Annotated in this window: 23 protein-coding genes; 8 read left to right on the forward strand and 15 right to left on the reverse strand. The window is 71.7% G+C overall.

All coding sequences use genetic code 11. The features are described from left to right. Positions 1–17: 17 nt before the first annotated feature. Entirely contained in the window at positions 18–2,027 is a 2,010-nt protein-coding gene (locus tag ACFY1U_RS23205; RefSeq protein WP_390696024.1) for a glycosyltransferase family 2 protein, read from the reverse strand. A 221-nt stretch (positions 2,028–2,248) separates the two neighbouring features. On the opposite strand from ACFY1U_RS23205, the gene ACFY1U_RS23210 reads away from it, so the two are divergent. From ACFY1U_RS23210 to ACFY1U_RS23225, 4 genes are all read left to right on the forward strand, one after another. Then, complete coding sequence (locus ACFY1U_RS23210; RefSeq protein WP_390696025.1) at positions 2,249–3,316, forward strand: glucose-1-phosphate thymidylyltransferase; 1,068 nt, start codon at positions 2,249–2,251, stop codon at positions 3,314–3,316. Then, the gene (gene rfbB, locus ACFY1U_RS23215) at positions 3,313–4,299 is read left to right on the forward strand and encodes a dTDP-glucose 4,6-dehydratase (RefSeq protein ID WP_356356425.1); all 987 of its coding nucleotides are present in this window, start codon (positions 3,313–3,315) and stop codon (positions 4,297–4,299) included. The genes ACFY1U_RS23210 and rfbB overlap by 4 nt, the downstream gene beginning before the upstream one ends. Before the next feature lie 32 nt (positions 4,300–4,331). After that, positions 4,332–5,180, forward strand: a complete 849-nt coding sequence (rfbD, locus tag ACFY1U_RS23220; RefSeq protein ID WP_390696410.1) for a dTDP-4-dehydrorhamnose reductase — start codon at positions 4,332–4,334, stop codon at positions 5,178–5,180. Positions 5,181–5,905: 725 nt separating this feature from the next. Next, on the forward strand, positions 5,906–7,111 hold the full coding sequence (locus ACFY1U_RS23225; RefSeq protein ID WP_390696026.1) for a hypothetical protein: 1,206 nt from the start codon (positions 5,906–5,908) through the stop codon (positions 7,109–7,111). A 73-nt stretch (positions 7,112–7,184) separates the two neighbouring features. Here ACFY1U_RS23225 and ACFY1U_RS23230 read toward each other — a convergent pair whose 3' ends face one another. After that, a complete protein-coding gene (locus ACFY1U_RS23230) occupies positions 7,185–9,104 on the reverse strand; it encodes an SWIM zinc finger family protein (RefSeq protein ID WP_390696027.1) in 1,920 nt (639 codons plus the stop codon). Between the two features lie 628 nt (positions 9,105–9,732). Between ACFY1U_RS23230 and ACFY1U_RS23235 the strand changes: the two genes are divergently transcribed. Beyond that, a complete protein-coding gene (locus ACFY1U_RS23235; RefSeq protein WP_390696028.1) occupies positions 9,733–9,939 on the forward strand; it encodes a hypothetical protein in 207 nt (68 codons plus the stop codon). 202 nt (positions 9,940–10,141) lie between these two features. Here ACFY1U_RS23235 and ACFY1U_RS23240 read toward each other — a convergent pair whose 3' ends face one another. From ACFY1U_RS23240 to ACFY1U_RS23255, 4 genes are all read right to left on the reverse strand, one after another. Then, on the reverse strand, positions 10,142–12,979 hold the full coding sequence (locus ACFY1U_RS23240) for a DEAD/DEAH box helicase (protein ID WP_390696029.1): 2,838 nt from the start codon (positions 12,977–12,979) through the stop codon (positions 10,142–10,144). Between the two features lie 101 nt (positions 12,980–13,080). Continuing rightward, on the reverse strand, positions 13,081–13,662 hold the full coding sequence (locus tag ACFY1U_RS23245) for a sugar kinase (protein WP_390696030.1): 582 nt from the start codon (positions 13,660–13,662) through the stop codon (positions 13,081–13,083). After that, positions 13,659–14,807: an ROK family glucokinase gene (locus tag ACFY1U_RS23250; protein WP_390696411.1), complete on the reverse strand. Its 1,149-nt coding sequence runs from the start codon at positions 14,805–14,807 to the stop codon at positions 13,659–13,661. The genes ACFY1U_RS23245 and ACFY1U_RS23250 overlap by 4 nt, the downstream gene beginning before the upstream one ends. Before the next feature lie 127 nt (positions 14,808–14,934). Further along, complete coding sequence (locus ACFY1U_RS23255) at positions 14,935–15,684, reverse strand: GntR family transcriptional regulator (protein WP_390696413.1); 750 nt, start codon at positions 15,682–15,684, stop codon at positions 14,935–14,937. 117 nt (positions 15,685–15,801) lie between these two features. Between ACFY1U_RS23255 and ACFY1U_RS23260 the strand changes: the two genes are divergently transcribed. Beyond that, positions 15,802–16,824 carry a Gfo/Idh/MocA family oxidoreductase gene (locus ACFY1U_RS23260; protein WP_390696031.1) on the forward strand — a complete coding sequence of 341 codons (1,023 nt, stop codon included), beginning with the start codon at positions 15,802–15,804 and terminating at the stop codon, positions 16,822–16,824. A gap of 201 nt (positions 16,825–17,025) precedes the next feature. Here the strand turns inward: ACFY1U_RS23260 and ACFY1U_RS23265 are convergent, their stop codons facing one another. From ACFY1U_RS23265 to ACFY1U_RS23285, 5 genes are all read right to left on the reverse strand, one after another. Beyond that, positions 17,026–17,184 carry a hypothetical protein gene (locus ACFY1U_RS23265; protein WP_390696032.1) on the reverse strand — a complete coding sequence of 53 codons (159 nt, stop codon included), beginning with the start codon at positions 17,182–17,184 and terminating at the stop codon, positions 17,026–17,028. After that, on the reverse strand, positions 17,175–17,525 hold the full coding sequence (locus ACFY1U_RS23270) for a hypothetical protein (protein WP_390696033.1): 351 nt from the start codon (positions 17,523–17,525) through the stop codon (positions 17,175–17,177). Before ACFY1U_RS23270 ends, ACFY1U_RS23265 begins: the two co-directional genes overlap by 10 nt. 34 nt (positions 17,526–17,559) lie before the next feature. Continuing rightward, the gene (locus ACFY1U_RS23275) at positions 17,560–18,744 is read right to left on the reverse strand and encodes a cytochrome P450 (RefSeq protein ID WP_390696034.1); all 1,185 of its coding nucleotides are present in this window, start codon (positions 18,742–18,744) and stop codon (positions 17,560–17,562) included. A 153-nt stretch (positions 18,745–18,897) separates the two neighbouring features. After that, entirely contained in the window at positions 18,898–19,578 is a 681-nt protein-coding gene (locus ACFY1U_RS23280) for a response regulator (protein ID WP_390696035.1), read from the reverse strand. A 47-nt stretch (positions 19,579–19,625) separates the two neighbouring features. Next, the gene (locus ACFY1U_RS23285; protein WP_390696036.1) at positions 19,626–20,879 is read right to left on the reverse strand and encodes a sensor histidine kinase; all 1,254 of its coding nucleotides are present in this window, start codon (positions 20,877–20,879) and stop codon (positions 19,626–19,628) included. Positions 20,880–21,048: 169 nt separating this feature from the next. On the opposite strand from ACFY1U_RS23285, the gene ACFY1U_RS23290 reads away from it, so the two are divergent. Then, complete coding sequence (locus ACFY1U_RS23290) at positions 21,049–21,249, forward strand: hypothetical protein (protein WP_390696037.1); 201 nt, start codon at positions 21,049–21,051, stop codon at positions 21,247–21,249. A gap of 58 nt (positions 21,250–21,307) precedes the next feature. Here ACFY1U_RS23290 and ACFY1U_RS23295 read toward each other — a convergent pair whose 3' ends face one another. The 3 genes from ACFY1U_RS23295 to ACFY1U_RS23305 form a co-directional block, all read right to left on the reverse strand. Continuing rightward, a complete protein-coding gene (locus tag ACFY1U_RS23295) occupies positions 21,308–21,703 on the reverse strand; it encodes a ribonuclease domain-containing protein (protein ID WP_390696038.1) in 396 nt (131 codons plus the stop codon). A gap of 235 nt (positions 21,704–21,938) precedes the next feature. Continuing rightward, on the reverse strand, positions 21,939–22,565 hold the full coding sequence (locus ACFY1U_RS23300; RefSeq protein ID WP_390696039.1) for a dihydrofolate reductase family protein: 627 nt from the start codon (positions 22,563–22,565) through the stop codon (positions 21,939–21,941). 107 nt (positions 22,566–22,672) lie between these two features. Beyond that, on the reverse strand, positions 22,673–23,488 hold the full coding sequence (locus tag ACFY1U_RS23305; RefSeq protein ID WP_390696040.1) for an AIM24 family protein: 816 nt from the start codon (positions 23,486–23,488) through the stop codon (positions 22,673–22,675). 126 nt (positions 23,489–23,614) lie between these two features. Here ACFY1U_RS23305 and ACFY1U_RS23310 point away from each other — a divergent pair, with 126 nt between their 5' ends. Beyond that, a complete protein-coding gene (locus ACFY1U_RS23310; RefSeq protein ID WP_390696041.1) occupies positions 23,615–24,361 on the forward strand; it encodes an SDR family oxidoreductase in 747 nt (248 codons plus the stop codon). Positions 24,362–24,500: 139 nt separating this feature from the next. Here the strand turns inward: ACFY1U_RS23310 and alc are convergent, their stop codons facing one another. Then, entirely contained in the window at positions 24,501–25,631 is a 1,131-nt protein-coding gene (gene alc, locus ACFY1U_RS23315) for an allantoicase (RefSeq protein WP_390696042.1), read from the reverse strand. Between the last annotated feature and the right edge of the window lie 29 nt (positions 25,632–25,660).

Genomic DNA, 25,660 nt, shown 5'->3' on the forward strand with positions numbered 1-25,660 from the left:
TAGTTCGCGTGGTTCGGTTACTTCTTCAGCGCCCGGCGGAGCCGGCCCGCCGCACGGCGCAAGAACGTCAGCTTTGCCGGACGAGAGGCAGGCTTGGGCCGCCCGGGGGCCTTCGCCACCAGGTCGGCGGCCACGGCCGTGAGGGGTTTGACCTCGACACCACCGCTGGCGGAGACATCGAGCGCCAGCGGGAGTGCCACCGGCTTGCGCTTGCCGGCCGAGGGAAGATTCAGCTCCAGCCGCCATACGCCGCCCGCCAGCTCAGCCGGCGTGACGCCGGCCGTCAGCTCGGCCTCGCCGGTCGCACGGGCGGCCAGGGTGGCGGGGAGGTCCACCGAACGGCTGTTCGAGACGTTCGTCAGCTTCACACCTGCCCCGCTCTCGCCCTGGACGTGGAAGGGCAGAGCAACGGTGAGGCGATCGGGGCCCGTTGTCACGGTGACGTCGGCGGCGGTGAGACCGGCGACCTCGTACGAGATCCGGTTGGTCTTCCGGTCGACGTCGAGCGAGAGGTTGCCGTGCGGGTCGGTCCAGTACGGCAGGACCAGGTGGGCCGGGGAGCCGAGGACGGCGGCGCGGCGCCCGCGGCCCGCCTCCTCGCTGCGTACGGAACCGAGGCGGGTCTCCTTGGTCCACCCGCAGGAGTGGATACGGATGAGGACGTCCCAGATACCCGCATCCAGCCCGGCGCCGTTCGCCGCCGACAGCGGGTCGATGCGCGAGGTGGCGTGCAGCACCTGCCGGAAATACCCGTCCCGGCCCGCCACGGCGACCTTCTCCCGGGTGAACTCCACGGGCTGGAAGAACTCCGCGGCCGTCGCGCGCTCACGCACGACGAGGTCCACCTTGGACTTGCCCAGCGGGGCGGAGGTGTCCGCGCCGAGCAGCGCGATGGCGTCCAGGCTGGTCTGCGGCAGCGGCGGAACGAGCAGGTCCTTGTCGCCGTCGGCACGGAAGGTGATGGGCTCGCCGTCCGACTTGTACTCGGCGGTGAAGCCGATCGACAGCTTGCCGTCCTCCCAGCCGAGGGTCTCCAGGACGCCGGAGGGCTTGATCCCCGACTCCCACTGGGCGAACTCCTCGACGTCGGCGAGCCGGTTCGCCGCGATCAGGCCGGCGACGATCTGCTGCGTGGGCTGCAGACCGGCCGCGACACCGGGCCCGAAGCGCTCGACGACCACCTTGTGGATCTCGTCGAACAGCTCCTGGCGGTAGTCCTCCGGCAGCTTCAGCAGGCGCTGTCCGCGCATGCGCTCGACCATCTCGTTGCGCAGCCAGCGGCGGAACAGCCGGTCACGCAGCGGGCCGGGCTCGGTGAGCTTCTCGACGACGTCGAGGGCCTCGCGGAGGTTCTTGAAGTAGCCGACAGGGTCGAAGCGCTGGAAGCCCGCGTTGGACGCGTCCTCGCGCTTGACGTGGTAGTAGCACAGGTAGTCGCTGAGTACGGAGACGTTCTCGGCGCGCAGATAGGCCTCGGTGACGAAGACGTGGTCCTCGAGGCGCCGGCGCCCCTCCATGTAGCGCAGGTCGTACTTGTCCAGGAACGACTTGCGGAACATCTTGTGCGGGGTGAGGCTGTCGATCAGCGGGGCGTTCTCGACGTTCGCGTGCGGGCGGTTCTTGCGGAACAGCTCGAGCGGGACGGGGCGGCCCTTTCCGGCCATCTTGCCCACGATCACATCGGCGCCGTTCTCCACGCCGTAGTTGTACATGCGCTCGAGGGCTTCGTCGCCGAGCCAGTCGTCGTTGTCCACGAACTGGATGAACTCACCCTTGGCGGCGGCGATGCCGACGTTGCGCGGCTTGCCCGACCACCCGGATCCCTCCTGGTGAATGACGTGCATGTGCGGGTACTCGGCGGCGAGCCGGTCCAGGCGCTCGGGCGTCCCGTCGGTGGAGCCGTCGTTGACGAAGATCGCTTCGTACTCGTCGTCCGGCAGGCTCTGACGCAGAAGAGAGGCTATGCAGTCCTCGATGTAGTCGCCCGGGTTGTAGACCGGGATCACCACGCTCACCTTGATAGGCATGTCTCTTCTTCCGCTTCAGTCACTGGGGAGTCATCACTGCATGACACGGCGTACACCGCCGTCGGCTGACGGACAAGGCTAACGCGTGGCAGTCACACCGTGGTCACGTCAAGCGGCGGCCGCGGCCACAAACGGATCACAAAGTCCACACGATGGTTTGGCCAACTGTGATGAAACGCACGGAGCGGTGCTTGTCCCGGAGCCCGGTTAGGATGCGCCGCATGAAGGCTCTCGTTCTCTCCGGTGGCTCGGGCACTCGCCTGCGTCCGATAACCCACACATCGGCCAAGCAGCTGGTGCCCGTCGCCAACAAGCCCGTCCTGTTCTACGGGCTGGAGGCGATCGCCGACGCCGGCATCACGGATGTCGGAATCATCGTCGGCGACACCGCCGAGGAGATCCGGGAAGCCGTCGGAGACGGCTCGAAGCTCGGGATCGACGTCACGTACATTCCGCAGGAAAAGCCGCTCGGCCTCGCGCACGCGGTGCTCATCGCGCGCGAGTTCCTGGGCGACGACGACTTCGTCATGTACCTCGGCGACAACTTCATCGTCGGCGGCATCACGGGGCTCGTCGACGAGTTCCGTACGGAGCACCCCGACGCCCAGATCCTGCTGACCCAGGTGCCCAACCCCACGTCCTTCGGTGTCGCCGAGCTCGACGAGAACGGCCGGGTCAAGGGGCTGGAGGAGAAGCCGAAGCAGCCCAAGAGCGATCTCGCGCTGGTCGGTGTGTACCTGTTCACCCCCGCGATCCACGAGGCCGTCCGCAGCATCGAGCCCTCCTGGCGCGGCGAGCTGGAGATCACCCACGCCATCCAGTGGCTGATCGACCAGCACAAGGACGTCCGCTCGACGACGATCTCCGGCTACTGGAAGGACACCGGCAACGTCGCCGACATGCTGGAGGTCAACCGCTCCGTCCTGGAGAGCGTCGAGCCGAGCGTCGAGGGCACGGTCGACGAGGCCAGCGAGATCATCGGCCGCGTGCGCATCGAGGCCGGCGCCGAGGTCCGTGGCTCGCGCATCGTCGGCCCCGCGATCATCGGCCCCGGTTCGGTGATCAGCGACTCGTACGTCGGCCCCTTCACGTCCGTCTCCGAGGGCGTCCGGATCGACGACAGCGAGATCGAGTACTCCATCGTCCTGCGCGACTCCTCCATCACCGGCGTACGGCGGATCGAGACCTCGCTCATAGGCCGCGACGTCCAGGTCACCCCCGCGCCCCGCAACCCCGCAGCCCACCGACTCGTCCTCGGCGACCACAGCAAGGTGCAGATTTCTTCATGACAACCCGAATCCTGGTGACCGGCGGTGCCGGTTTCATCGGCTCCCACTACGTCCGTACGCTGCTCGGCCCCGAGGGGCCGGGGGACGTGGCGATAACCGTCCTGGACAAGCTCACCTACGCGGGCAACCCGGCCAACCTCGACGAGGTGCGCGACCACCCGGGCTTCGCCTTCGTCCAGGGCGACATCTGCGACCCCGAGCTGGTCGGGAAGCTGATGGCCGAGCACGACGAGGTGGTGCACTTCGCGGCCGAGTCCCACGTGGACCGCTCCATCGACGGCGGCGCGGAGTTCGTCCGCACCAACGTCGTCGGCACCCACACCCTGATCGACGCCGCGCACCGGGCCGGCATCAAGACCTTCGTGCACATCTCCACCGACGAGGTCTACGGCTCCATCGACGAGGGCTCCTGGCCGGAGACCCACCCGCTGCAGCCCAACTCGCCGTACTCCTCCGCCAAGGCGTCCAGCGACCTGATCGCCCTGTCGTACCACCGCACCCACGGCCTCGACGTGCGCGTGACCCGCTGCTCCAACAACTACGGGCACCACCACTTCCCCGAGAAGGTCATCCCGCTGTTCATCACGAACCTGCTGGACGGCAAGAAGGTCCCGCTGTACGGCGACGGCGGCAACGTCCGCGACTGGCTGCACATCGACGACCACATCCAGGGCATCGACCTGGTGCGCACCAAGGGCCGCGCCGGCGAGGTCTACAACATCGGCGGCGGCACCGAGCTCTCCAACAAGGAGCTGACCGGGCTGCTGCTGGAGGCGTGCGGCGCGGACTGGGACGAGAGCGTCGAGTACGTCCAGGACCGCAAGGGCCACGACCGCCGCTACTCCGTGGACTGCACCAAGATCCGCACGGAGCTGGGCTACGAGCCCCGCAAGGACTTCGCCACCGGCCTCGCCGAGACGGTCACCTGGTACCGCGAGAACCGCGCCTGGTGGGAGCCCCTGAAGGAGCGCGCGGCGCTGTGACTTCCACCTGGCTGATCGCGGGTGCGGGCGGCATGCTCGGCAAGGACCTCCTGGCCCGCCTGGCGGCCGACGGCGAGCAGGGCGTGGGCCTGGCCCGCGGGGACCTCGACATCACGGACCCGGAGGCGGTGCACGGGGCCGTCGCGGAGCACCGCCCCGATGTGGTCGTCAACTGCGCCGCCTGGACGGCCGTGGACGACGCGGAGACCCAGGAGCCCGCGGCGCTGCGGATCAACGGCGACGGCGCCCGCAACCTGGCGGCGGCCTGCGCCAAGACCGGCGCCAAGCTGCTCCAGGTCTCCACGGACTACGTCTTCGCGGGCGACGGCACCTCTCCGTACGCCGAGGACGCCCCCACCGCCCCGCGCAGCGCCTACGGCCGCACCAAGCTGGCCGGTGAGCAGGCGGTGCTGACCGCACTCCCGGACGCGGGTTACGTCGTGCGCACGGCGTGGCTGTACGGGGCAGGCGGCGGCAATTTCGTCCGTACGATGATCAAGCTGGAGGGCGTCAAGGACACCCTCGACGTGGTCGACGACCAGCGCGGCCAGCCCACCTGGACAGTCGACCTCGCCGACCGGCTCGTCCGCCTCGGGCGCTCCGCGCTGGCCGGTACCGCCCCGGCGGGGATCTACCACGGCACCAGCGGCGGCGAGACCACCTGGTTCGGTCTCACCCGGGAGATCTTCCGGCTGCTCGGCACGGACCCCGAGCGGGTCCGCCCCACCACCAGCGCCGCCTACGTCCGCCCGGCGCCCCGACCGGCGTACAGCGTCCTCGGTCACGACCGCTGGACAGCCGCCGGGATTGAGCCGATCCGTGACTGGCGCGAGGCCCTGCACGAGGCGTTTCCGGCGCTGCTGGCGGCCGAGCGGCCGTAAGCCGGCGTACCACACGCCTCGAAACGAGCGGGGTGGCCGAATCCTCTGCTGATTCCGGCCACCCCGCTCGTCTGCGCCAGGCGTCGGCCCGGGGCGACGATGGGCGCCCGGTCCCTGCCCACGGCGGGATTGTTGTCGCGACCGTTCCGAGGGTCCATTCACCCGTACGGCGGCCGGACTTGACCGCGGCGGTGACGGATGCGTGGCTGGCCGCACGGTTCAACGGCATCGCTCCTGCGCGGCATGACCGGCATCAGGGCGTGTGTGATCCTGCCGCTGTCGGCTGTCGCCGAGCCCGGCGCCCGGGTCCGCGCGCACGGTGAACAGGAGTGAACGGCTCTGTGTGGAAACCGTGTTGACGCAGGCGATGACCTGCCGGTCCAGCTTGCACCTCGGGTCGTCAACTGCAAGGCTCGCGATACCGGTCACGTCCCGCGTATCGATGACGAGCGTGTCGTTCGTGGGGACCGGGACCTGCGCCGATCGTCGCGTACGCCTGCGTCATCAGGGGCGACGGTGTCACCGACGGAACCCCGGCCACGGCGGCCGGCGCTGCCCCTGAGACCGCGCACTTGGTGTTCATGCACATGTGAAGCGCAAGGCCCCCAAAGGTTGGCGCCCGTTCTCACCATGAATTTCACTGATTCTCACGAAGTAAGAGATTTCTCAGCGATGGAACCAGGCGTCCGGCCGCTCCCTCCTGAAGGGCAGCGAAGGAGGTCGAAATGGGCGACAGCCCCATGCAGACGAGCAACGCGCTCACACGGCGGTTCGCGCCGAGACTCGATTCACCACCTCAGCAGCGACGGTGGCGTGTCGAGCTGGGAAAGGCACTGCCGGCACTGACGTTGTTCGTCTCCGTGCGGCTGTCCGGGGTGATCATGGCGACCCTGTGGTCGATCCACCTCGGCAGACACCCGCGAACCGTGGCCGGCCTGGAATGGGACGGCCACTGGTACTGGCACATCTCGCAGTACGGCTACGGCCTGATCGTCCACGCCAAGCACGGCGTCATCTACAACGACCTGGCGTTCTTCCCCCTCTTCCCTGGTCTGATCCGCGCAGTGAGCACGGTGCTGCCGATCGGCCCGGTCAATGTGGCGCTGCTCATCGCATGGACGGCCGCACTGGTGGCCGCCTGGGGCGTGTACGCGGTCGGCGAGCTGCTGCACGGACGGCGCATCGGGATCCTCCTCGTGGCGCTGTGGGCGCTGCTCCCACACGCGATCATCCTGACGATGGCGTACACCGAGCCCCTCATGACCGCCTTCGCGGCCTGGGGGCTCTACGCGGTGCTGACCCGCCGCTGGCTGACCGCGGGGACGCTGGCGGTGCTGGCCGGGCTGTGCCGCCCCAACGGCCTCGCCGTGGCGGCCGCCGTCGTCACCGGCGCCGTCGCACATCTGTGGCAGCTGCGCCGCTCCGGTGCGCCCACCGCGCCACGCGCCTGGGCGGCCGCCGCATTGGCTCCCCTCGGATGGCTGGGCTACATCGCCTGGGTGGGGCTCAAGACCCACAGCCCCCTCGGCTACTTCCGCGTGCAGAGTCTGTGGGGCTCACGGTTCGACTTCGGCCGCTTCACCGCTCACGAGTTCAAGCACCTGGTCGTCGGTCACGACGTCCTCGCCGTCTATGCCACCGCCGCGATCGTCCTCGGCTTCCTGCTGCTGTTCGTCTTCTGCGTCCTGAACAGGATGCCCCTGCCCCTGCTCGCATACTGCGCGGTCCTCATCGTGATGGCGGTCGGCGGGACCCACTTCTTCAGCAGCAAGCCGAGGTTCCTGCTGCCGGCCTTCCCGCTGCTGATCCCGCTCGCCCGGCATCTGGCGCGCAGCCGCCTGCGCACCCTGGTCATCCTGCTCTCCTCCCTGGCCGTCGTGTCGCTCTTCTACGGCACCTACCTGCTCACCGTCTCCCATCGGGCTCTGTGACGGGAGGACTGGTACGCAGGGCCGCGCATGTCACGTCCTCACGGCAGTCGAGGACCGCGTGGGCGGCCTGCGCTCAGAGGTCGTTCGGGGTGCCCAGGCCCGTGAGAGCGCCGACCGGGTCGAGGTCCGGGGTGCCGCGCGGCCACCAGTCGTCGTGGCCCGGCTCCGACTCGTAGGCGTACCACAGGCCGTCGCGGCCCAGGCGGAGCTGGACGTGGCCGCGGGGGTGGGTGAGGTGGTTGCGCCAGGGTCTGAAGGCGGGGAGGTCGGCGGCGAGGAGGAGGGGGCGGGCGCGATCGAAACGTCCGGCGGGCGGGTCCCAGGGCTCCTCGAGGACAGCGAGGCCTTCGAGACCGCCCTGCCGCCAGGCGGCGACCGCTCGGGCCAGCTCGGCGGGGGTGCGGCCGGCGGCCGAGGCGAGCGAGGCGTACAGCGCGCGGGTGCCGGCGGTGAGGCCGGAGCCGGGGCGGGCGGCGGCGAGCCGGACGGCGTCCTGCCACAGTGTCAGCTCCGCCACCGGGTCGCGGCCGGTGCTGAGCAGGGCGTGGGCACGGGCGGCGGCGTCGGTCGCCAGCTGGTCCAGCGCGAAGGGGTCGGGGCCGCCCGGGGCCGCCGGGTAGACCGGGGGCTGCTCAGGGTGCGGCGGGACGGGCAACGGGGCCGGAAGCGGCGGCAGCGGGCGGGGCAGGACGGCTTCGGTCGCGCGCACGCCGGGAAGCGGGGCCGGTTCCTGCTCCTGGGCGGCGCGGGCCGCGCGCGTGGCGCTCAGACGGGAGAGGGCGTCCAGCAGCTCACGTTCCCCGCGGCCGCGCAGCAGGAGCAGGACGAAGGGGTCGGCGTCGAGGAGGCGTGCCGTCTGGTAGCACAGCGCGGCGGCGTGCTTGCAGGGGTGGCCGCGATCGGGGCAGCTGCAGTGCGGATCGAGGTCGCGCGGGCCCGGCAGCAACGGCACTCCGCAGTCGGCGAGTTCCTGGGGCAGCTCCTTGTCGAGCAGCGCCGCGATGTGCCCGGGCCGCTCGGCGGCGGCGTCCAGGAACCGCGCCCAGTCGGCGTCGTCGAGCGTGCGCAGCCGCACCTGCACGCGGTACGGGCGCGGGCGGCTGCCCTGCACATACGCGAGCACGAGTCCGGGCGTCACCGTGATGGCGTCCACATGGCCCTGTTCGGCGTAACTACGGCCACGTGCCAGCCGCTTGGCGTCCAGCGCCCCCTCTTCCAACGCCGTGACCCAGGCATTGCCCCACCACGTCTCCGCGAAGCGGGCGTCGTCGGGAGAAACCGGGGAGCCCGGGGAGGCCGGGGAACGGGAGGCGCGGGGCGGGAATGCGGGGAAGGTACGCCGCAATTCGCTGTCTCGGCCGGGGGCGGCCATGGAGTGGGTGCGGGGGGCCGTGGGGCCGGTCGGGGATTCTCCGGGGGAGGGGGGCGGAGCGGAGCGGGCGCTGCCCGGGCCCCCGGCTTCGACAGCGGGCCCGGCGGAACCGGCTGCCTGCGGTTCTTTACTGGACGTGAGCGTCCGGGGATGCGAACTCCCCTTTCGCGCAAGGGAGTTGTCGTCCGGGCTCTCTCCCGGCCGGGCCGCCGGGGTAGGCATGGGGAAGGCGTCGGCAAGCAACTCCTTCAGATCCCGCGTCTGGACGCCGGCAGCCCGGCGAGGCGCACCGCCGCGGCTTCCTGCGTCCGCCGACGCCGCCCGCCGCGCTCCTAGGGCATGCTCGGCATCCACCCGAGCCTGACGCAGCTCCGCCCGCGCGGCACGCAACGCCTCACGGGCGGCATCAGCGGGCCGCGCGCCTGCGCTGGGCTGCACCTCCGCAGGCTCGGTTGCGTCGGCCTGAGACCTCACGTCGGCGCCCGACACCCCACCGTCCACACCCGCCGTCACGGAACTCGGCGCCTCACTCGGCCGACCCGCCAGGGCGGGCCCCCGTGCCTCGCCCTGGCGGGTCGCGGCAGCTGCCGCGTCACTCCCCGGTTTGACGCTGGGCGCCATCCCGACCGCGGCGTCGTCCGGCGGAGAGCCGGGGGCGACATCGTCCGCCTCTCCGCCCGGAGCACCTCCACCAGCGCCGGCATGGGGAGGTCCTGCCGCCGGAGCGAGCCGATCCCCGTCTGCTCCCGCACCGCACGCAACGCCCGAAGCGTCTCCGCCCGAACCTCCCGCCCCGGCATCCGACACCCTGGCATCCGTGAACCGGCGGGCATCCGCACCCTCACCGGACCCCACACCCGAAGCGTCTCGCCCCGAGCCTCCCTCCTCGGCACCCGACCCCACGGCAACCGCGAACCGACGCCCACCCCCGCCAGAGCCCCGCCGTGCAGAAACCGCCGCCCCAACAGGCCCGCCCGCATCCGCATTCTCACCGGGACCAACGCCCGCAGCGTCTTCGCCCGAGCCTCCCGCCCCGGCATCCGACACCGTGGCATCCGTGAACCGACCCCCACCACCAAGGCCTCGCCTCACAGAGACCGCCGCCCCAGAAGTGTCGCCCGCACCCTCACCGCGCCCGACGCCCGAGGTGTCCGCGCCCGAGCCTTCCCGCGCCGCACCGGACGTCACGCCGCCAGTGGACCCGCCCCCACTACCGCCGGGGCCCCGCCGTGCGGAGACCGTCGCACCAGTGGGCCCATCCGCATCCTCACCGGGCGGCATCCCCGATGTATCCGCGTACCCGGCCCCCGACAACGGCCCCGTCGAGGCAGGGCCGGCGTCCGCGGTGCGGACCGCGGTGTCCGCGGCGCGTCTGGCGGAGATCGCTCGGCGCAGCGCCGCGCGGGCGGCGTCGGCGGGCCTTGCCTCGGTGCCCTTCGGCGCCTCCGAAGGCTGATCCTGCCCGGAGGGCTTCTCCGTTGCCGAGTCCGGTGTTGCGTACCGGGGCGGCGCCGGCTCCTGGGCCGCGCCCCGCTCGGATTCCGGTTCGTGGCCTGCGGCCTTCCCCCGCCCCGGTCCCCCGTGCCTCTCCGTGCCGTGCGCCTCCCGTTGCCGTGCCTCCCTCAGTGCCCGGCGGGCCTCGTCGGCCGGGCCCGGGGTCATGTCGGCCTCCGGAGGGTGACCAGGTCGGTGAGTTCGCGGTCGGTCAGTTCGGTGAGGGCCGACTCGCCGGAGCCGAGGATGGCGTCGGCCAACGCCCGCTTGGACTCCAGCATTTCGGCGATGCGGTCCTCGACCGTGCCCTCGGTGATGAGGCGGTGGACCTGGACCGGCTGGGTCTGGCCGATGCGATAGGCGCGGTCGGTGGCCTGTTCCTCGACCGCCGGGTTCCACCAGCGGTCGAAGTGGATGACATGGCCCGCACGGGTCAGGTTCAGGCCGGTGCCGGCCGCCTTCAGCGACAGCACCAGGACGGGGGTCGCGCCGCTCTGGAAGCGGTCCACCATCCGTTCGCGCTCCGGGACCGGCGTGCCGCCGTGGAGCAGGTCCACCGGGACCGCCCGGGAGGCCAGGTGCGCGGTGATCAGGCGGGCCATCCCCACGTACTGGGTGAACACGAGCGCCGAGCCGTCCTCCGCGAGCAGCGTGTCCAACAGCTCGTCCAGGAGGGCGAGTTTGCCGGAACGCGCGAGAAGCCGTTCGCCATGGACGGCCTCCTCCTTGAGATACAGCGCGGGGTGGTTGCAGATCTGCTTCAGCGCGCCCAGCAGCTTGAGCACCAGGCCCCGGCGCGCGATGCCGTCCGAGGTCTCGATGGCCAGCATGGACTCCCGCACCACCGCCTCGTAGAGGGCCGCCTGTTCACGGGTGAGCGGCACCGGGTGGTCCGTCTCCGTCTTGGGCGGCAGCTCCGGCACGATGCCGGGGTCGGACTTCTTGCGGCGCAGGAGGAAGGGGCGGACCAGACGGGCCAGGCGGGTCACCGCCTCCTCGTCCTCGCCGTTCTCCACGGCGCGCGCGTGCCGGGCGCGGAAGGATTTCAGGGGGCCGAGGAGTCCGGGTGTCGTCCAGTCGAGCAGGGCCCAGAGTTCGGAGAGGTTGTTCTCGACGGGCGTGCCGGTGAGGGCCACCCGCGCCGGGGACGGGATGGTGCGCAGGGCCTTCGCCGTCGCCGAGTACGGATTCTTGACGTGCTGCGCCTCGTCGGCGACGACCATGCCCCAGCGCTGCTCGGCCAGTCGCGGTGCCGTCGTCCGCATCGTGCCGTAGGTGGTGAGGACGAAGCCGTCGCTCAGGTCGTCCAGGGTGCGGTCCGGGCCGTGGAAGCGGCGGACGGGGACGCCGGGCGCGAACCGGGTGATCTCCCGCTGCCAGTTGCCGAGCAGGGAGGCCGGGCAGACGACCAGGGTCGGCTCGCTGCGGGCGCGCTTGAGGTGCAGCGCGATGAGCGTGATCGTCTTGCCGAGCCCCATGTCGTCGGCGAGGCAGCCGCCCAGGCCGAGGGAGGTCATGAGGTCCAGCCAGGCCAGCCCCCGGAGTTGGTAGTCCCGCAGGGTGGCGTGCAGGTCGGAAGGCGGTTCTGCGGGGCGCACCCCGGCCGTCAGACGGTCCCGCAGGGCCGCCAGGGCGCCGACCGGTACCGCCTCGACCGTCTCGCCGTCGACCTCCGCACTGCCGCTGAGCGCGACCGAGAGCGCGTCCACCGGGTCGAGCAGGCCCAGTTCGCGCTTGCGGGCCTTGCGGACCAGGGCGGGGTCGACCAGGACCCAGCGGTCCCGCAGCCGCACCACCGGGCGGTGGGCCTCGGCGAGGGCGTCCATCTCGGCCTCGCTGAGCGGATCGCCGCCGAGCGCCAACTGCCAGCGGAACTGGAGGAGTTCCTCGCTCTCGAAGAAGCCGGTGCCGTCGGTCGCGGAGCCCGGCGCGGGCCGTACCACCGCGGCCGCGCTCAGGTCCTGGGCGAGGTCCCGCGGCCAGTGCACGGCGACCCCGGCGGCCGCGAGCCTCGTCGCCGCCACACCCAGCAGTTCGCCCAGCTCCTCGTCGTAGAGCGCCAGGACGTCGGGCACGTCCTGCTCGGAGAGCCGGTCCAGGGGTGGCCAGATGCGGGCCGCGCGCCGCACGGCGAGGGCCGCGTCCACGCGTGCGCGCGGGCCGAACGCCGCGTCCGCCTCGCCCGCCCACAGGGCCGCCGCGTCGGCGATCAGTGTGGGGTCGGCGAGGCTGTGCACCTGGACGATCGCCGCGCCCGCGGTACGCACGCCCTCCTCGCCGTCGAACAGCTCGTACGCCGACAGGTCGAGGCGGAGCGAGATGCGCACGCCCGCGTCCATGCCGGCGGCGACCTCGGCGGCCCAGTCGTGGGCTTCGGGCAGGCGCTGCGGGCGGCGGTCGGCGAAGGGGCTGCCGGAGGCGTGCGGTGCCGCGGGGGTGCGCGGGAGGGTGTCGGCGACCGCGTCCAGGAAGGAGCGCATCAGCGCCTCCGGCTCGGGCAGCCTGAGCGGGCCCGGGCCGGGCAGCGGGACCGCATGGCCCTCGTACGGCAGGGCCGCGGCCACCGACCGGATGTGCGCGATGTCGTCCGGGTCCAGGGGGCCGGCCCGCCAGGCGTCGTGCCCGGTGGGCGTCAGGCCGGGCAGCAGGCGTCCGCGAGCGATGAGCCGCAGTGCGTGCAGTGCGGCTGCGCCCCAGCAGGCGGTGGCGGGGTGGGCGGCCGGGTCGCGCCGGGCGCGGACCAGGTGGGGCAGTGCCTCGCCGACCGGGAGGGAAAGCGCGGGGGCGGTCCTGCGCCGTACTCCCGCGCCGTGCGGTCGTACGACCGTGAGCTCTGTGTCCCCGGCGGTCAGCGGGCCGCCCTCAGGGTCCCAGAAGGCGATCCGGCCGTCCCGCGGCAGCGGGGCGGGCAGGAAGACGGCCGCAAGCCGGACGGGCACGGACGCCCCCGCGCCCTGCTCCCGCTCCCCCGCTCGCGCGGCCACCGCGGCCGTGTCGCTCATACGACCTGTCACCTCCCGTCCCGTGAGTCGGATCAGACGTCTTCGACTCTACGGGCGGGGTCTGACAATCGGCTCCGGCGAGGGCGCCGGAGCCCGCCGCATCACGGAACCGTACGGGAGACGACGTAGAAGAACGGGTTGTGCCTGTTCCCCAGGCTCATCATCACGTACTGGGTGGGCTTGGGTGCCTTCTGCTCGTGGACCAGGCCGTACCAGGGGCCCGGGCTGGTGAAGTCCCAGCCGGTGATCTTCTGGTCGCGCGCGCTGATGGTGATGTCGCCCCGCTTCAGATCGGCGCGGGTGACGCCCATGTCGTGGAGGAAGACGTCGAGGTTGCGCAGGGGGGTCTGGAACTGGACGTAGAGACGGCTGGTCTTCCAGTTGTTCGTCTCGTAGCTGGCGACCTTGCCCGACGGGTGCGGCATCGGCACCTGATAGAGACGGCGCTGCACCTTCGACGGCCAGCCCTTGGTCAGACCGGTCGCCGCGTACTTGGCCTCCTTGTCCTTGCCGCTGTCGCGGCTCTGGTTGGCGGAGATCACCAGATAGCCGGCCGGTACACCGATGAGCAACACGATGATGAGCAGGGTGAGCGCCCTGCGGCGGATCTTGTGCCGGCGGTCCTCGGCCGGCCGGGGCGACTCGTCCGGGGGCAGGGCCTGACGCGGCAGCGAGGCGGTCATGCGGTGTCCCGGGTGGAGCGGCGGGTCTCCAGGTACCGTCCGTAGCGCTCGTGCCGCTCGACCCGGCGTCGATTGGCGCGACGGAAGCGGCGGGCGACCAGGCGGGCGAGGTCGGCGGCGCCGACCATGCCGGCCTCGGGGCCGAGCTGGGCACGCGCGATACGGGCCTCGGGGCGGTAGCCGCGGCCGGTGAGCTGACGCTTGAAGGCGTCCCGGGCGGGCCCGATCAGCAGGTCGTCGGCGGCCGAGACGCCCCCGCCGATCACGAAACAGGACGGGTCCAGGGCGGCCGCCAGGTTCGCGATGCCGACGCCGAGCCACTGCCCGATGTCCTGCAGCAGCTCGATGCACATCGCGTCGCCCTCACGGGCCAACTCGGTGATCATCGGGCCGGTGATGTCGGCGATGTTGCCCTTGACGTGCTCGATGATCCCGTACGCCACCGGGGAGTCGGCGGCGGCCAGCTCCTTGGCCTCGCGGACCAGCGCGTTGCCGGAGCTGTACTGCTCCCAGCAGCCGCGGTTGCCGCACGGGCAACGGTGACCGCCCGGCACGACCTGCATATGGCCGAACTCACCCGCGACGCCGTACTTGCCGCGCTTGACCTGGCCGTCCTCCAGGATCGCGCCGCCGATGCCGGTGCCGAGAGTGATCATGACGAGGTGGTCCTCGTCACGTCCGGCGCCGAAGCGCCATTCGGCCCAGGCGGCGGCGTTGGCGTCGTTGTCGACCAGGACGGGGACGGCGAGGCGGCCGGCCAGGCGGTCGCGCAGGGGCTCGTTGCGCCAGGACAGGTGGGGGGCGAACAGCACGCGGTTGCGGTCTGCGTCGACCCAGCCGGCCGCGCCGATGCCCACCGCGTGCACGTCGTGCCGGTCGGAGAGGTCCAGGACCAGTTCGACGATGGTGTCCTCGACGACCTGGGGGCTCTTGGACTTGTCCGGGGTCTCCGCGCGGAGCTTCTCCAGGATGTTGCCGTCGGCGTCGACGACGCCCGCCATCACTTTTGTGCCGCCGATGTCGATGCCCACCGTTGGCACACGGGGTGCGGTCAGGTGGGAGCGGCGCTCCCGGGTGCCTACCGTTCTCAGGGCGGGGGCACGGCGGGAACCTATGGGGGCGGTGAAGTTGCCGTAGGTGCTCATCAAGGCCCGATTCTGCCTCACCACGGGTAAGGGTGCTGTGCGGGGGAGCACAGCCGGGTGTGCGAGGCGTGCCGGGTGCGGGTTTGTCCTGACATTGCGACGAACCGAGTTCCGCCCTCGCGGATTCTCAGGACCGTACGAGCAGCTGGAACTCGAAGGAGTAGCGCGTCGGGCGGTATGTGTGCGTGCCGTACTCGACCGCGCGGCCCGTGTCGTCGAAGGTGACGCGCTGCATGGTGAGCAGGGGGGCACCCTCGGTTTCGGCGAGGCGGTCGGCCTCGGCGGACGTGGCGCCGCGGGCGCCGATCGTCTGGCGGGCGCTGTGCAGGGTGATCCCGGCGGCGCGCATCATGCGGTACAGGCCGGTGGCCTCCAGCTGTGCGGTGTTCAGGTCGAGCAGGCCCGGCGGGATGAAGTTGCACAGGTACGCCATCGGCTCACCGTGGGCCAGACGCAGGCGCTCCACGCGGTGGACCTCGCTGTCCTCGGCCACGTTGAGGGCCGCCGCCACCTCGGCGGTGGCGGGTACGACCGTGTTGACGAGCACCCTGGTGGCGGGACGCTGGCCGGCCGCCTCCAGGTCGTCATAGAGGCTGGACAGCTCCAGAGGGCGCTTGACCTGACTGTGCACGACCTGCGTGCCCACGCCGCGGCGGCGCACCAGGAGGCCCTTCTCGACGAGCGACTGGATGGCCTGGCGGACGGTGGGCCGGGACAGGCCGAGCCGTGCGGCCAGCTCGATCTCGTTGCCCAGCAGGCTGCCGGGGGTCAGCGCCCCGTGCTCGATCGCCGCTTCGAGCTGCTGGGACAGCTGGAAGTACAACGGCACCGGAGAGCTCCGGTCCACACTGAGCTGGAGCGACGCGGTCGGGTCCACTTCTGGTTTCGGCACGGGCCGAGCGTAGCTCCACGAGTTGTTGACGGGAAGTTGTGTAGTTCGATTGTCCGGACATATGCATTGACAGCGTACGCACTGAACCCTCACTTTGTTTTCATGCGCATCGGGGTCATCGGTACGGGCCGCATCGGCACCATCCATGCGAACACGCTCAGCCGCAACCGCGAGGTGGGGTCCCTGATCCTCACGGATGTGGATCCGGCGCGGGCCCAGGAGCTCGCGCTCCGCCTCGGGGAGACGGCGGCGCCGGGGGTGGACGAGATCTTCAAGTGGGGCGTGGACGCCGTGGTGATCACGACGGCGACGTCGGCCCACGCCGAACTGATCGGTCGGGCAGCACGCTCGGGGCTCCCGGTGTTCTGCGAGAAGCCCATAGCGCTGGATCTGCCCGGCACCCTGCACGCCATCGGCGAGGTCGAGGCGGCGGGGACGATTCTGCAGATGGGTTTCCAGCGCCGCTTCGACGCGGGATACACGGGCGCGCGCGACGCGGTGCTCGCGGGCCGGCTCGGGCGGCTGCACACCGTACGGGCGGTGACGTCCGACCAGGTTCCTCCCGCGCCCGGGTGGCTGCGGCTGTCCGGCGGGCTGTACCGGGACGCGCTGATCCACGACTTCGACGCGCTGCGCTGGGTGACGGGGCACGAGGTCGTCGAGGTGTACGCGGCCGGGTCCGACGCGGGGCCGCCGATGTTCCGGGAGGCGGGTGACGTGGACACGGGGGCCGCGCTGCTCACGCTCGACGACGGCACCCTCGCCACGGCCACGGCGACGCGGCTGAACGGCGCCGGCTACGACGTCCGCATGGAGCTGGCCGGGGAGCTGGACCAGATCGTCGTCGGCCTGGACGACCGTACGCCGATCGCGTCCACGGAGCCGACCGGGCCGCCGGCCGCGGACAAGCCGTGGTCCGGCTTCCTGGAGCGGTTCGGCCCTGCCTACGAGGCCGAGCTGGCCGCGTTCGTCGAGGTCGTCCTCGGCCGGCGGCCCAACCCCTGCGACGGCCGCGAGGCCCTGCAGGCGCTGCGGATCGCCGAGGCCTGCGAGGTCTCACGACGGGAGCGCAGACAGGTCGCGCTCGCGGAGATCCCGGGCCGGGCCGAGTCCGCCTTCCGGTGAGCCGCCCTGGCCGGTGGCCGGCTACCGGCGCACCCCGCGCATCGGCATGCCGAGGAGCCGAGCGCCGGGCGGGACGTCGAGGACTGGGCCGGGGCAGCCGGCAAAACCCCTGAGCAGCGGATCACCGAGGCCCGCGAGGTCTCACGACGAGAGCGCAGAGCGGTGTCCCTGCGGAGGTTCCGGGGAGGGTGGAGTCGGCGATCAGGTGAGCAGCCGTATCGCGGGGGCCGCGGCGTCCGTCGCCATGAGGGACTCGCAGTGGGCGCATCTCAGCTCGTACGGCCGGACCAGATTGGTCTGGATGCTGTGCGTGCCCGACTCCTCGGTCCTCGGGCAGTGATAGCGCAGGTTCAGCCGCACCCAGGGGTGGCTGGTGGGCGCCAGGCCCCGTCTGCTGTCCTCGCGTCCTCGAAGGGGGCCCACCAGAAGTCCACCAGGGCCCGCAGGGCGAGCCGCTCGGAACCGGAGGTCGTGTCGTACGCGGCGATCCGGCCCGCGGTGTAGTGGCTGCGGAAACCGCTGCGGCTGCCCGAGCACAGCGCCCGCTCGGCGCCGCGCTCGTAGACCGTGGTGCGGCCGGTCCGCTCGCAGATGAAGCAGTCCACGCTGAACTCGATCTTGGAACTCCAGCGCAGATGGTGGAAGTTGTCGCCGCCGAGCGGTCCGGTCAGCTCGGTGGTGATCTCCGCGGTGCGCAGCACGCATGCCCCCTGGGAACGTCCGGATCACGGTGTTCTACCAGCGCACCGGCAGGCTGCGCACCCCGCGCATCAGCATGCCCGGGAGCCAGTCGCCGGGTGGCCCGTCGAGGGCCAGGCCGGGGGCTCGCTCCAGGAGGGTGCGGATCGCCGTGCGGGCTTCGAGGCGGGCCAAGGGGGCGCCGAGGCAGTAGTGGATGCCGTGGCCGAAGGCCAGGTGGCCGCGGGTGTCGCGGCGGATGTCGAAGCGGTCCGGGGCGGGATAGCGCAGTCCGTCGCGGTCGGCGGCGGTGAGGCCGACCATCACGAAGTCGCCCTTCTCTACGTGGGTGACGCCGATCTGCAGCGGTTCGGCGGCGAACCGGAACGTGGCGTTCTCCACCGGTCCCTCGTAGCGCAGGGTTTCCTCGACCACGCCGTCGACGAGGCTCGAGTCGGCCCGCAGGGCGGCGAGTTGGTCGGGGTGGGTGAGCAGGCCGTGGACGGCGTTGCCGATCAGGTTGACCGTCGTCTCGTGCCCGGCGATGAGCAGGATGAAGGCCATGCCGCGCAGCTCGCCCGGGGAGAGCCGGTCGCCGTCCTCGGCGGTGGTGCGGATCAGGTCGCTCAGCAGGTCGCCGCCCGGACCGCCGCACCGCTTGTCCTCGATCAGCTCGGTGAGGTATTCGGCGAGCCGCGTGAACGCGTTGTGTTCGAGGTCCGCGTCGGTCGGCGCGACCGCCTCCGACGACATCTTGCGGAACTCGCCGCGGTCCAGCTCCGGTACGCCGAGCAGCTCGCAGATGACGGTGATCGGCAGCGGATACGCCAAGGAGTCCACGAGGTCGGCGCGGCCGTGCGGCAGCATCGCGTCGAGCAGTTCGTCGGTGATCTCCTGGATCCTGGGCCGCAGTTCCTCCACCCGGCGCATGGTGAAGGCCCGCGAGACCAGGCCACGCAGGCGCGTGTGCTGGGGCGGGTCGCAAGCCAGCAGATGCTTCCCGATCAGCTCCTCGTCGAGGAACACCATGCCGATCCTGCTGCTGCCCTTGGCCAGCCGCGGGTCGGCGAGCGCCGTGCGGGCCTCCTCGTGGCCGACGACGAGCCAGGTCACGTGGTGCTGGTCGGGCGGGGGTAGCCGCACCCGGTGCACCGGCCCGCGCTCGCGCAGTCGCGCGTACACGGGATGCGGGTCCTCGCGGAACCCGTCGCCGAACTCCCCCAGGTCGATCAAGTCCGCCATGCTCTCCCCGTCCCGCCCCGTCCCCCGCCCGGAATTCCCCCGGTGCATCGACAACGCACGGCGGGCGGCATCAGTGCCCGTCCACCGGACAGCTCCTGCGCGAGGGGCCACGCCGAGGCCGCAGACGATCGACCGGCACATCCCGCGGAGGGCTCAGTGCCCGTTCCCCTCCGATTCCTCCAGAAGGCCCGCGTCGTACGCCAACAGGGCGATCTGCACACGGTTGTTGAGGTCCAGCTTGGCCAGGATGCGGGAGACATGGGTCTTCACGGTGGCGACGCTCATGAAGAGCGTCGCGGCGATCTCCGCGTTGGACAGACCGCGGCCGACCGCGACGGCGACCTCGCGTTCGCGGTCGTTGAGGGCGTCGACGCGCACGCGCGCGTGCGTGCGCCGGGTGTCGACTCCGGAGCCCACGGCGTGCTCCATCAACTGCCGTGTGACCGTGGGGGACAGCACGGGATCGCCGACCGCGACCCGGCGCACGGCCTCGACGATCTCGGCGGGCGGGGTGTCCTTCAGAACGAACCCTGCGGCACCCGCGCGCAGGGCGCGCAGCACCTGTTCGTCGGCGTGGAAGGTGGTGAGGACCACGACCTGCGGGGCGTCCTTGCGCTCCCGCAGCCGCTCGGTGGCCGTGAGACCGTCCACCGACGGCATCCGGATGTCCATGAGGACCACGTCCGGGCGGGTGCGGTCGACGAGTTCCTCGACCTCGGCCCCGTCGGCGGCCTCGCCGACGATCTCGATGTCCTCGGCGCCGCCCATCATCAGGGACAGCCCGGCCCGCACCAGGGGGTCGTCGTCGACGAGGAGCAGTCTGATCGCAGTCATGGGCCTTACGTAATCACGGTGGGCGGGGCCGCCGCGCCCGGGTCGCGTCATCCCCAGGGCAGCCAGGCCCGGACCCGGAACCCGCCGTCCGGCTCCGGGCCGTGCCGGAGTCGGCCGCCGGTCAGGGTGGCCCGTTCCGTCAGCCCGATCAGCCCCTGCCCGGAGCCGGGCACGGCGGGGACCTCCCCCTCCGGGGCGGGATTGCGTACGTCCACGACGAGGCCCTCGCCCGGAGCGCCCGTGACGGAGACGGTGACCTCGGTGCCGGGGGCGTGCTTACGGGCGTTGGTCAGGGCCTCCTGGGCGATGCGGTACGCGGTGCGGCCGACGGAGGACGGGACGGCGGCGGGGTCGGTGACGCGGCTGGCGAGGGTGACCTTCATGTCGGCCTCGCGGCACTCGGCGACCAGCCCGTCCAGCGCGGCGAGCGTCGGCTGCGGGCGGCCCGCGTCGTCGGGCTCGCCCGCGCGCAGAACGCCGATGATCTCCCGCAGGTCCTGGAGGGCCTCGTGCGCGCTCTCACGGATGACGCCGGCCGCCCGCGCGACCTCCTCCCGGGGTGCGTCGGGCCGGAACTCCAGGGCGCCCGCGTGCACGCTCAGCAGCGTCAGCCGGTGTGCGAGGACGTCGTGCATCTCGCGGGCGATGGCCTCGCGGGCCAGCCGCTGCGCCTGCTCGGCGCGCAGCTGCGCCTCCGTCTCGGCCCGCCGGGCGCGGTCGCGCAGGCTCACCATGAGCTGGCGCTTGGACCGGACGAACATGCCCCAGCCGATGACGGTGAGGGTGAGCAGCTCGGCGAACGCGACCGCCCCCGCGTACTGCAGGTCGGGGTCCGGGCGCAGCCAGAAGAACGGCGGGATCAGCGCGAGCGAGATGCCACCGATCCAGGCGATGTACCGGAAGGGCCGGTGCACGGCGAGGGTGAAGACGGCGACCATGCCGGCGCCGCCCGCCGTGTTCGACAGGAGGCCGACGGGGATCATCGCGACGGCGAGCCCGAGCGGCCAGCGGCGGCGCGCCCACACCGCGGCGCAGGACAGCGCACCCAGCAGCTGGTCGACGACGGCCAAGGCGTGCGGGGTGTGCGTGTCGTGGTGCAGGGTGTCCGCGGCGGCAAGACCGATGGCTACGGCGAGCAGGAAGCACGTGAAGTCGACGACCCAGTCCCGCACGGTGCGCCGGGGCCGTCCGGACCGCCCGGCGTCGGGGTCGATCTCGTGCAGTACGGCCGACGGGAACAGCCATCTGCGGCCGATGAGCCCTGCGGCCGGTGTCGGCCTGTCATCCCTCACGGTCGACAAATCTACGCATGGAGGGGTGCCGTCACCCCTCCATGCGGAGGATCCCCGACCAAAGTCGCACCACTGGAGACTTTCGGCGCACGGCGGCGCCGGAGGGTGGACTTCCGCCGGGCTCGACTCGCCCCGCGGCCGATGTCTGTGGGGGGGTCCGCGGGGCGAGGGTCGCAGCATGAAGCAGTTGCTGGAGGTACTCGGATTCATCGCCCTGGTGCAGGGTGTGCTGGGCCTGGTGCACGAGTTCACCCACTGGCATGTGGGCCTCGTGCAACGGCTCGGCTTCCTCGACGGCTACGGGGTCTACGCGAGCATCGCCCTGGTGGTGCTGGCGTGCGCGCTGTTCGCCGCCGCGGAGAGCCGGAAGTCCGGATGAGCGCCGACCGGACTTCCGGCACACCGGTCCCTCGGAGTGACCGAGCGGGGGAAGTCGCTCAGCAGCCGAAGTCGATCAGGTTGAACGTGGCGTAGTGGTCCGAGGTGTAGTAGTCCTCCTGGGTCTGCTCACCGGTCACGATGCGGCGCGCACCGCGCGTGGAGGAGCCCGGGGTGATGACCGTGTACTCGTGGTAGTACCCGGACGGCTCGCTGGGCAGGACGCCTTCTCGGTTGGAGAAGACCGTGCCGTCCTGCGAGTACGGGTACGGCCCGCCCTGATCGATCAGGTCGAGGGTGTCGTGCGCCTGGGAGGGCAGGGAGTTGTAGCAGATGCTGCCGACGGAGTCGGCCGCGGCGTCCGCGGTGGTGGCGGTGACGGCGCCGCCCACGAGGAGGGCGGACAGCAGAACGGCTGCGGCACCGATGCGAGTGGTGCGTGTGGGGGTTGTCATGCCCACATGATGACGCGCGTAGACAGTGACATGTCAATGTCAAGTCGGGAGAATTTCCCGTCACGTCCGATGAGTTTTCCGCGCGTTAACCTGCGGCCCTGCGCCCCCACGAGGTCCCCACAGGCACCAGCGCACCGCCCGCCAGTCCGAGGGCCCCGAGCCCTTCCCCGCCGAGCGTGACGCCGGCCGCGGCGGCCTACGGAGTGCCGTCGGCGCCGCGGGCGCTGATCTTCGGCTAGGCGTTTTCGGGGAGTTCGTACGAGCCGTAGTCGGGCCGGCCGGCCACGTCGTACGACTGGATGGAGACCCCTGCGGGGGTGGTACGGCCGCCCGTGTGGCGGAACTTGGTCGGTACCGCCCCCTCCTTGAAGAGACGCAGGCCGGTGCCGAGCACCACCGGGAACGTCACCAGGTGGACGGTGTCGACGAGGCCGAGGTCCAGCAGGGACTGGACGAGGGCCCCGCTGCCGTGCACCTGGAGCTCGCCGTCGGTGCGCTCCTTGAGGGCGGTGACCTCCTTGGCGAGGTCGCCGCTGATCACCGTCGTGCCGGACCAGGCGGGGTCGCTGAGGGTGGACGAGGCGACGTACTTCGGCAGGGCGTTCAGCTGGGCGGCGATGCGGTTGGCGGGGTTGGTCACCTTCGGCCAGTACGCCGCGAAGATGTCGTACGTGCGGCGGCCGAGGAGGAACGCGGCGGGGCGCTCGAAGACCTCGCCGACGAACCGGCCGAAGTCCTCGTCGCCGTAGACGAAACTCCAGCCGCCGTGCTCGAAGCCGCCCCGGGTGTCCTCCTGGGGGCCGCCCGGTGCCTGGTAGACGCCGTCGAGGGTGACGAAGATCGTGGAGACGAGCTTGCCCATGGCGGGTGCCTGCTTCCTGGTGTGGGGTCTGTTGTCATCACCTCAGACCCCACCGGCGCCCGCAACTCATCGGTCGGTCGTGACCGCTCGGCCGGGGGTGCGGCACCTCACCCGGCGTTCGTGGAGAACAGGCCGCCCGTCGGGCCCTGCTTGTCGCCGCCCTGGGCCTTCTTCAGGGCGTTCGCCAGGCTCTCGATGGTGAGGGACTGCAGGATCACCCGGCCGTTGCCCTCCAGGGTCGCCAGGGACAGGCCCTCGCCACCGAACACGGCGTTCATGATGCCCTGGCGGTTGAGGCCGCCGACGCGCTGGACGCCGTACTGGATGCCCTCCTCGAAGGCGACGACGCAGCCGGTGTCGACCTCGATGCGGCCGCCGAAGTCGGCCGGGTTCAGGTCGATGAAGTTGCCGGCGCCCGCGATGATCACCGTGCCGTACCCCGTGAACTTCTCCAGGATGAAGCCCTCGCCGCCGCTCATGCCGGTGCGGCCGCCCTGGAAGGCGATGCCGAAGTCGACGGTGGACTCGGCGGCCACGAAGGCGTCCTTCTCGGCGAACCACGCGCGTGTGCCGTCGAGTTCCAGGGCGCGCATCTCGCCCGGGAGCACGCCCGCGAAGCCGACGGTGCCCTCGCCGTCCTGTGCGCTGAAGTACTGGAAGGCCATCGACTCGCCCGCGAGCATGCGCTGGCCGACCTGCATGGCCGTGCCCATGGCCTGGCGCAGCATGCCGCCCATGCCGCCGCCTCCGGCGCCCTGGGACGGTCCGCCGCCGTTCGACGGACCGGAGAGGCGGGTCTCCATGGTCACGTTCGTCGTCTTGAAGAGGAACTTCCCCGCCTCGCAGTAGACGGTCTGGCCGGGGCTCAGGTTGACGACCGCCATCTGCATGGCGTTGCCGACGATCTCTTGCTGAAGTGTCACGTGGGGGGAACGTCGAGGGTGGCGGAAAGAGTTCCGGCCACTTGATCCGGTCACTCCATCCGGTCACTCGATCTCGGTGTCCGTTCGCCGCCGGCACCGTGGCGCGGTCGGCGCTGGGGTGGACCCATGACAACGACTTACGGAACTCTCGACGGCAAGGTGGCCCTGGTCACCGGCGGCAGCCGCGGCATCGGTGCTGCGACGGCGCTGCGGCTCGCCCGGGACGGCGCGGACGTGGCCGTGACGTATGTGAACGGCGAGGAGGCGGCCGCGGACGTCGTACGGCGGATCGAGGGGCTCGGGCGGCGGGCGGTCGCCCTGCGGGCGGATTCCGCGGACGCAGAGGACGCGGTGGGGGCGGTGGCGCGCACCGCGGAGGCACTGGGTGGTCTGGACGTGCTCGTGAACAACGCGGGCGTGGGCGTGCTGGGACCGCTGGACGGTCTGGCGCTCGTCGATGTCGACCGGGTCCTGGCGGTGAACGTCCGGGGCGTGTTTCTGACCTCGCAGGCGGCGGCCGCGCGGATGTCCTCCGGGGGGCGGATCATCACGATCGGGACGTGTATGACTCAGCGGGTGCCGGGGGCGGGTGGGACGCTGTACGCCACGAGCAAGGCGGCACTGGTCGGACTGACCAAGGCCCTGGCCCGGGAGTTGGGCGGGCGCGGGATCGCGGCGAACATCGTGCATCCCGGGCCCATCGATACGGATATGAACCCGGCGGACGGGCCGTCTGCGGCCGGGCAGGCGGCGATGACAGCGGTGGGGCGGTTCGGGACGGCGGACGAAGTGGCTTCGACGGTCGCGTATCTGGCGGGGGCGGAGTACGTCACCGGGGCGGAGTTCGCGGTGGACGGCGGGTTCGCGGCGTGACGCTGCCGAAGGTTTTCGCCCCCGCCGCCCCCACCCGCCCCGTACCGGGGACCAGCCCCCGGACCCCCGCTCCTCAAACGCCGGAGGGGCTGGATTCAGCGGGGGTCTCGGGGCGGAGCCCCCAGGGGACGCCCCTGCCTCAGCCGCCCAGTTCCTGGTGCCGGGCTGCCAGCGCGGACGCACCCGCCTGCGTCAGCGAGCCGTACAGCCGCAGCCGTGAGATGCCGCCGTCCGGGAAGATGTCCACGCGCGCGTGGGTGCCGACCGCCGGGGCCGGCAGGACGAAGCGGTGGTTGGTGTCGGGCTGCAGGCGGGTGCGCGGCAGGATCTCGCGCCAGTCGCCGTCCTCGCCGTCCCTCACCGACACGGAGGCCCAGCCCGCGCTGTTCCCCTTCAGATACGCCGTGTCGATCTCGATCGCACGGATCTGGGACTGGGCCGCCAGCCGGTAGCGGATCCAGTCGTTGCCCTGGTCGCGGCGGCGGCGAGTCTCCCAGCCGTCGTCCATCTTGCGGGAGCGGCCCGGCTGGATGGTGTTCGTGGCCGGGGAGTAGAAGAGGTTGGAGGCGTCCTCGGCCTGCCCGCCGTTCTCCAGGGCGACGACGTCGAAGGTGCCCAGGGTGGCCAGCCACTCCGGGTCCGGGACGACCTCGCCGTACACCCGCAGGCGCGCGATGCCCCCGTCGGGGTGCTGGTTGACCCGCAGATGGGTGAAGCGCTGCTCGACCGAGACGGCGAAGCCGTTGGCCGCGTGGCCGCCTACCGGAGTGCGCGGGACGAGGGTCGTCCACTTCACGCCGTCACCCAGGAGCTCCTCCGGGGAGGGGGAACCGGGGACCGATGTGGCCTCGACCGACACCGCCTGCGGGTAGTTGCCGCGGAAGTGTGCCGTGTCGACCACGATCCCCCGTACGACACCCGGCGCTCCCAGCCGGACCAGCGCCCAGTCGTGGTCCTCGGCGGTGGGCCACGGGTGGTCGGCCGAGGCGCCACGGCGGCGGCGCGTCTCCCAGCCGTCCATGATCTTGCCCTTGTGCCCGAAGTGCTCGGGGTCGAACTCGGCCCGCTCGGGCACCAGCAGGTTCTCGCGCTGGGCGAAGAACTCGTCGTTGGCGGCGATCACGCCGGCCCCGAGGCGCCGGTCGGCGAGGTTGGCGTACTGGGTGAAGGGGAAGTCGGCGGTGCGGTAGTCGGCGTAGGGGTCACCGCCTCCGTACGGGTTCGCGTCGCCGGTGAAACTCGCCAAACGGGATTGATGCTGCGCCGTCACGGTGATCAGATCGTCCTTTCGGGGTCGGC

Source organism: Streptomyces sp. NPDC001351 (assembly GCF_042896045.1).
Taxonomy (GTDB): domain Bacteria; phylum Actinomycetota; class Actinomycetes; order Streptomycetales; family Streptomycetaceae; genus Streptomyces.

What these genes read in the sequence shown, in the direction of transcription:
- ACFY1U_RS23205 (WP_390696024.1), bottom strand. Translation starts at nt 2,027, where the DNA reads ATGCCTATCAAGGTGAGCGTGGTGATCCCGGTCTACAACCCGGGCGAC.
- ACFY1U_RS23210 (WP_390696025.1), top strand. Translation starts at nt 2,249, where the DNA reads ATGAAGGCTCTCGTTCTCTCCGGTGGCTCGGGCACTCGCCTGCGTCCG.
- rfbB (WP_356356425.1), top strand. Translation starts at nt 3,313, where the DNA reads ATGACAACCCGAATCCTGGTGACCGGCGGTGCCGGTTTCATCGGCTCC.
- rfbD (WP_390696410.1), top strand. Translation starts at nt 4,332, where the DNA reads ATGCTCGGCAAGGACCTCCTGGCCCGCCTGGCGGCCGACGGCGAGCAG.
- ACFY1U_RS23225 (WP_390696026.1), top strand. Translation starts at nt 5,906, where the DNA reads ATGGGCGACAGCCCCATGCAGACGAGCAACGCGCTCACACGGCGGTTC.
- ACFY1U_RS23230 (WP_390696027.1), bottom strand. Translation starts at nt 9,104, where the DNA reads ATGGCGCCCAGCGTCAAACCGGGGAGTGACGCGGCAGCTGCCGCGACC.
- ACFY1U_RS23240 (WP_390696029.1), bottom strand. Translation starts at nt 12,979, where the DNA reads ATGAGCGACACGGCCGCGGTGGCCGCGCGAGCGGGGGAGCGGGAGCAG.
- ACFY1U_RS23245 (WP_390696030.1), bottom strand. Translation starts at nt 13,662, where the DNA reads ATGACCGCCTCGCTGCCGCGTCAGGCCCTGCCCCCGGACGAGTCGCCC.
- ACFY1U_RS23250 (WP_390696411.1), bottom strand. Translation starts at nt 14,807, where the DNA reads ATGAGCACCTACGGCAACTTCACCGCCCCCATAGGTTCCCGCCGTGCC.
- ACFY1U_RS23260 (WP_390696031.1), top strand. Translation starts at nt 15,802, where the DNA reads ATGCGCATCGGGGTCATCGGTACGGGCCGCATCGGCACCATCCATGCG.
- ACFY1U_RS23275 (WP_390696034.1), bottom strand. Translation starts at nt 18,744, where the DNA reads ATGGCGGACTTGATCGACCTGGGGGAGTTCGGCGACGGGTTCCGCGAG.
- ACFY1U_RS23280 (WP_390696035.1), bottom strand. Translation starts at nt 19,578, where the DNA reads ATGACTGCGATCAGACTGCTCCTCGTCGACGACGACCCCCTGGTGCGG.
- ACFY1U_RS23290 (WP_390696037.1), top strand. Translation starts at nt 21,049, where the DNA reads ATGAAGCAGTTGCTGGAGGTACTCGGATTCATCGCCCTGGTGCAGGGT.
- ACFY1U_RS23295 (WP_390696038.1), bottom strand. Translation starts at nt 21,703, where the DNA reads ATGACAACCCCCACACGCACCACTCGCATCGGTGCCGCAGCCGTTCTG.
- ACFY1U_RS23300 (WP_390696039.1), bottom strand. Translation starts at nt 22,565, where the DNA reads ATGGGCAAGCTCGTCTCCACGATCTTCGTCACCCTCGACGGCGTCTAC.
- ACFY1U_RS23310 (WP_390696041.1), top strand. Translation starts at nt 23,615, where the DNA reads ATGACAACGACTTACGGAACTCTCGACGGCAAGGTGGCCCTGGTCACC.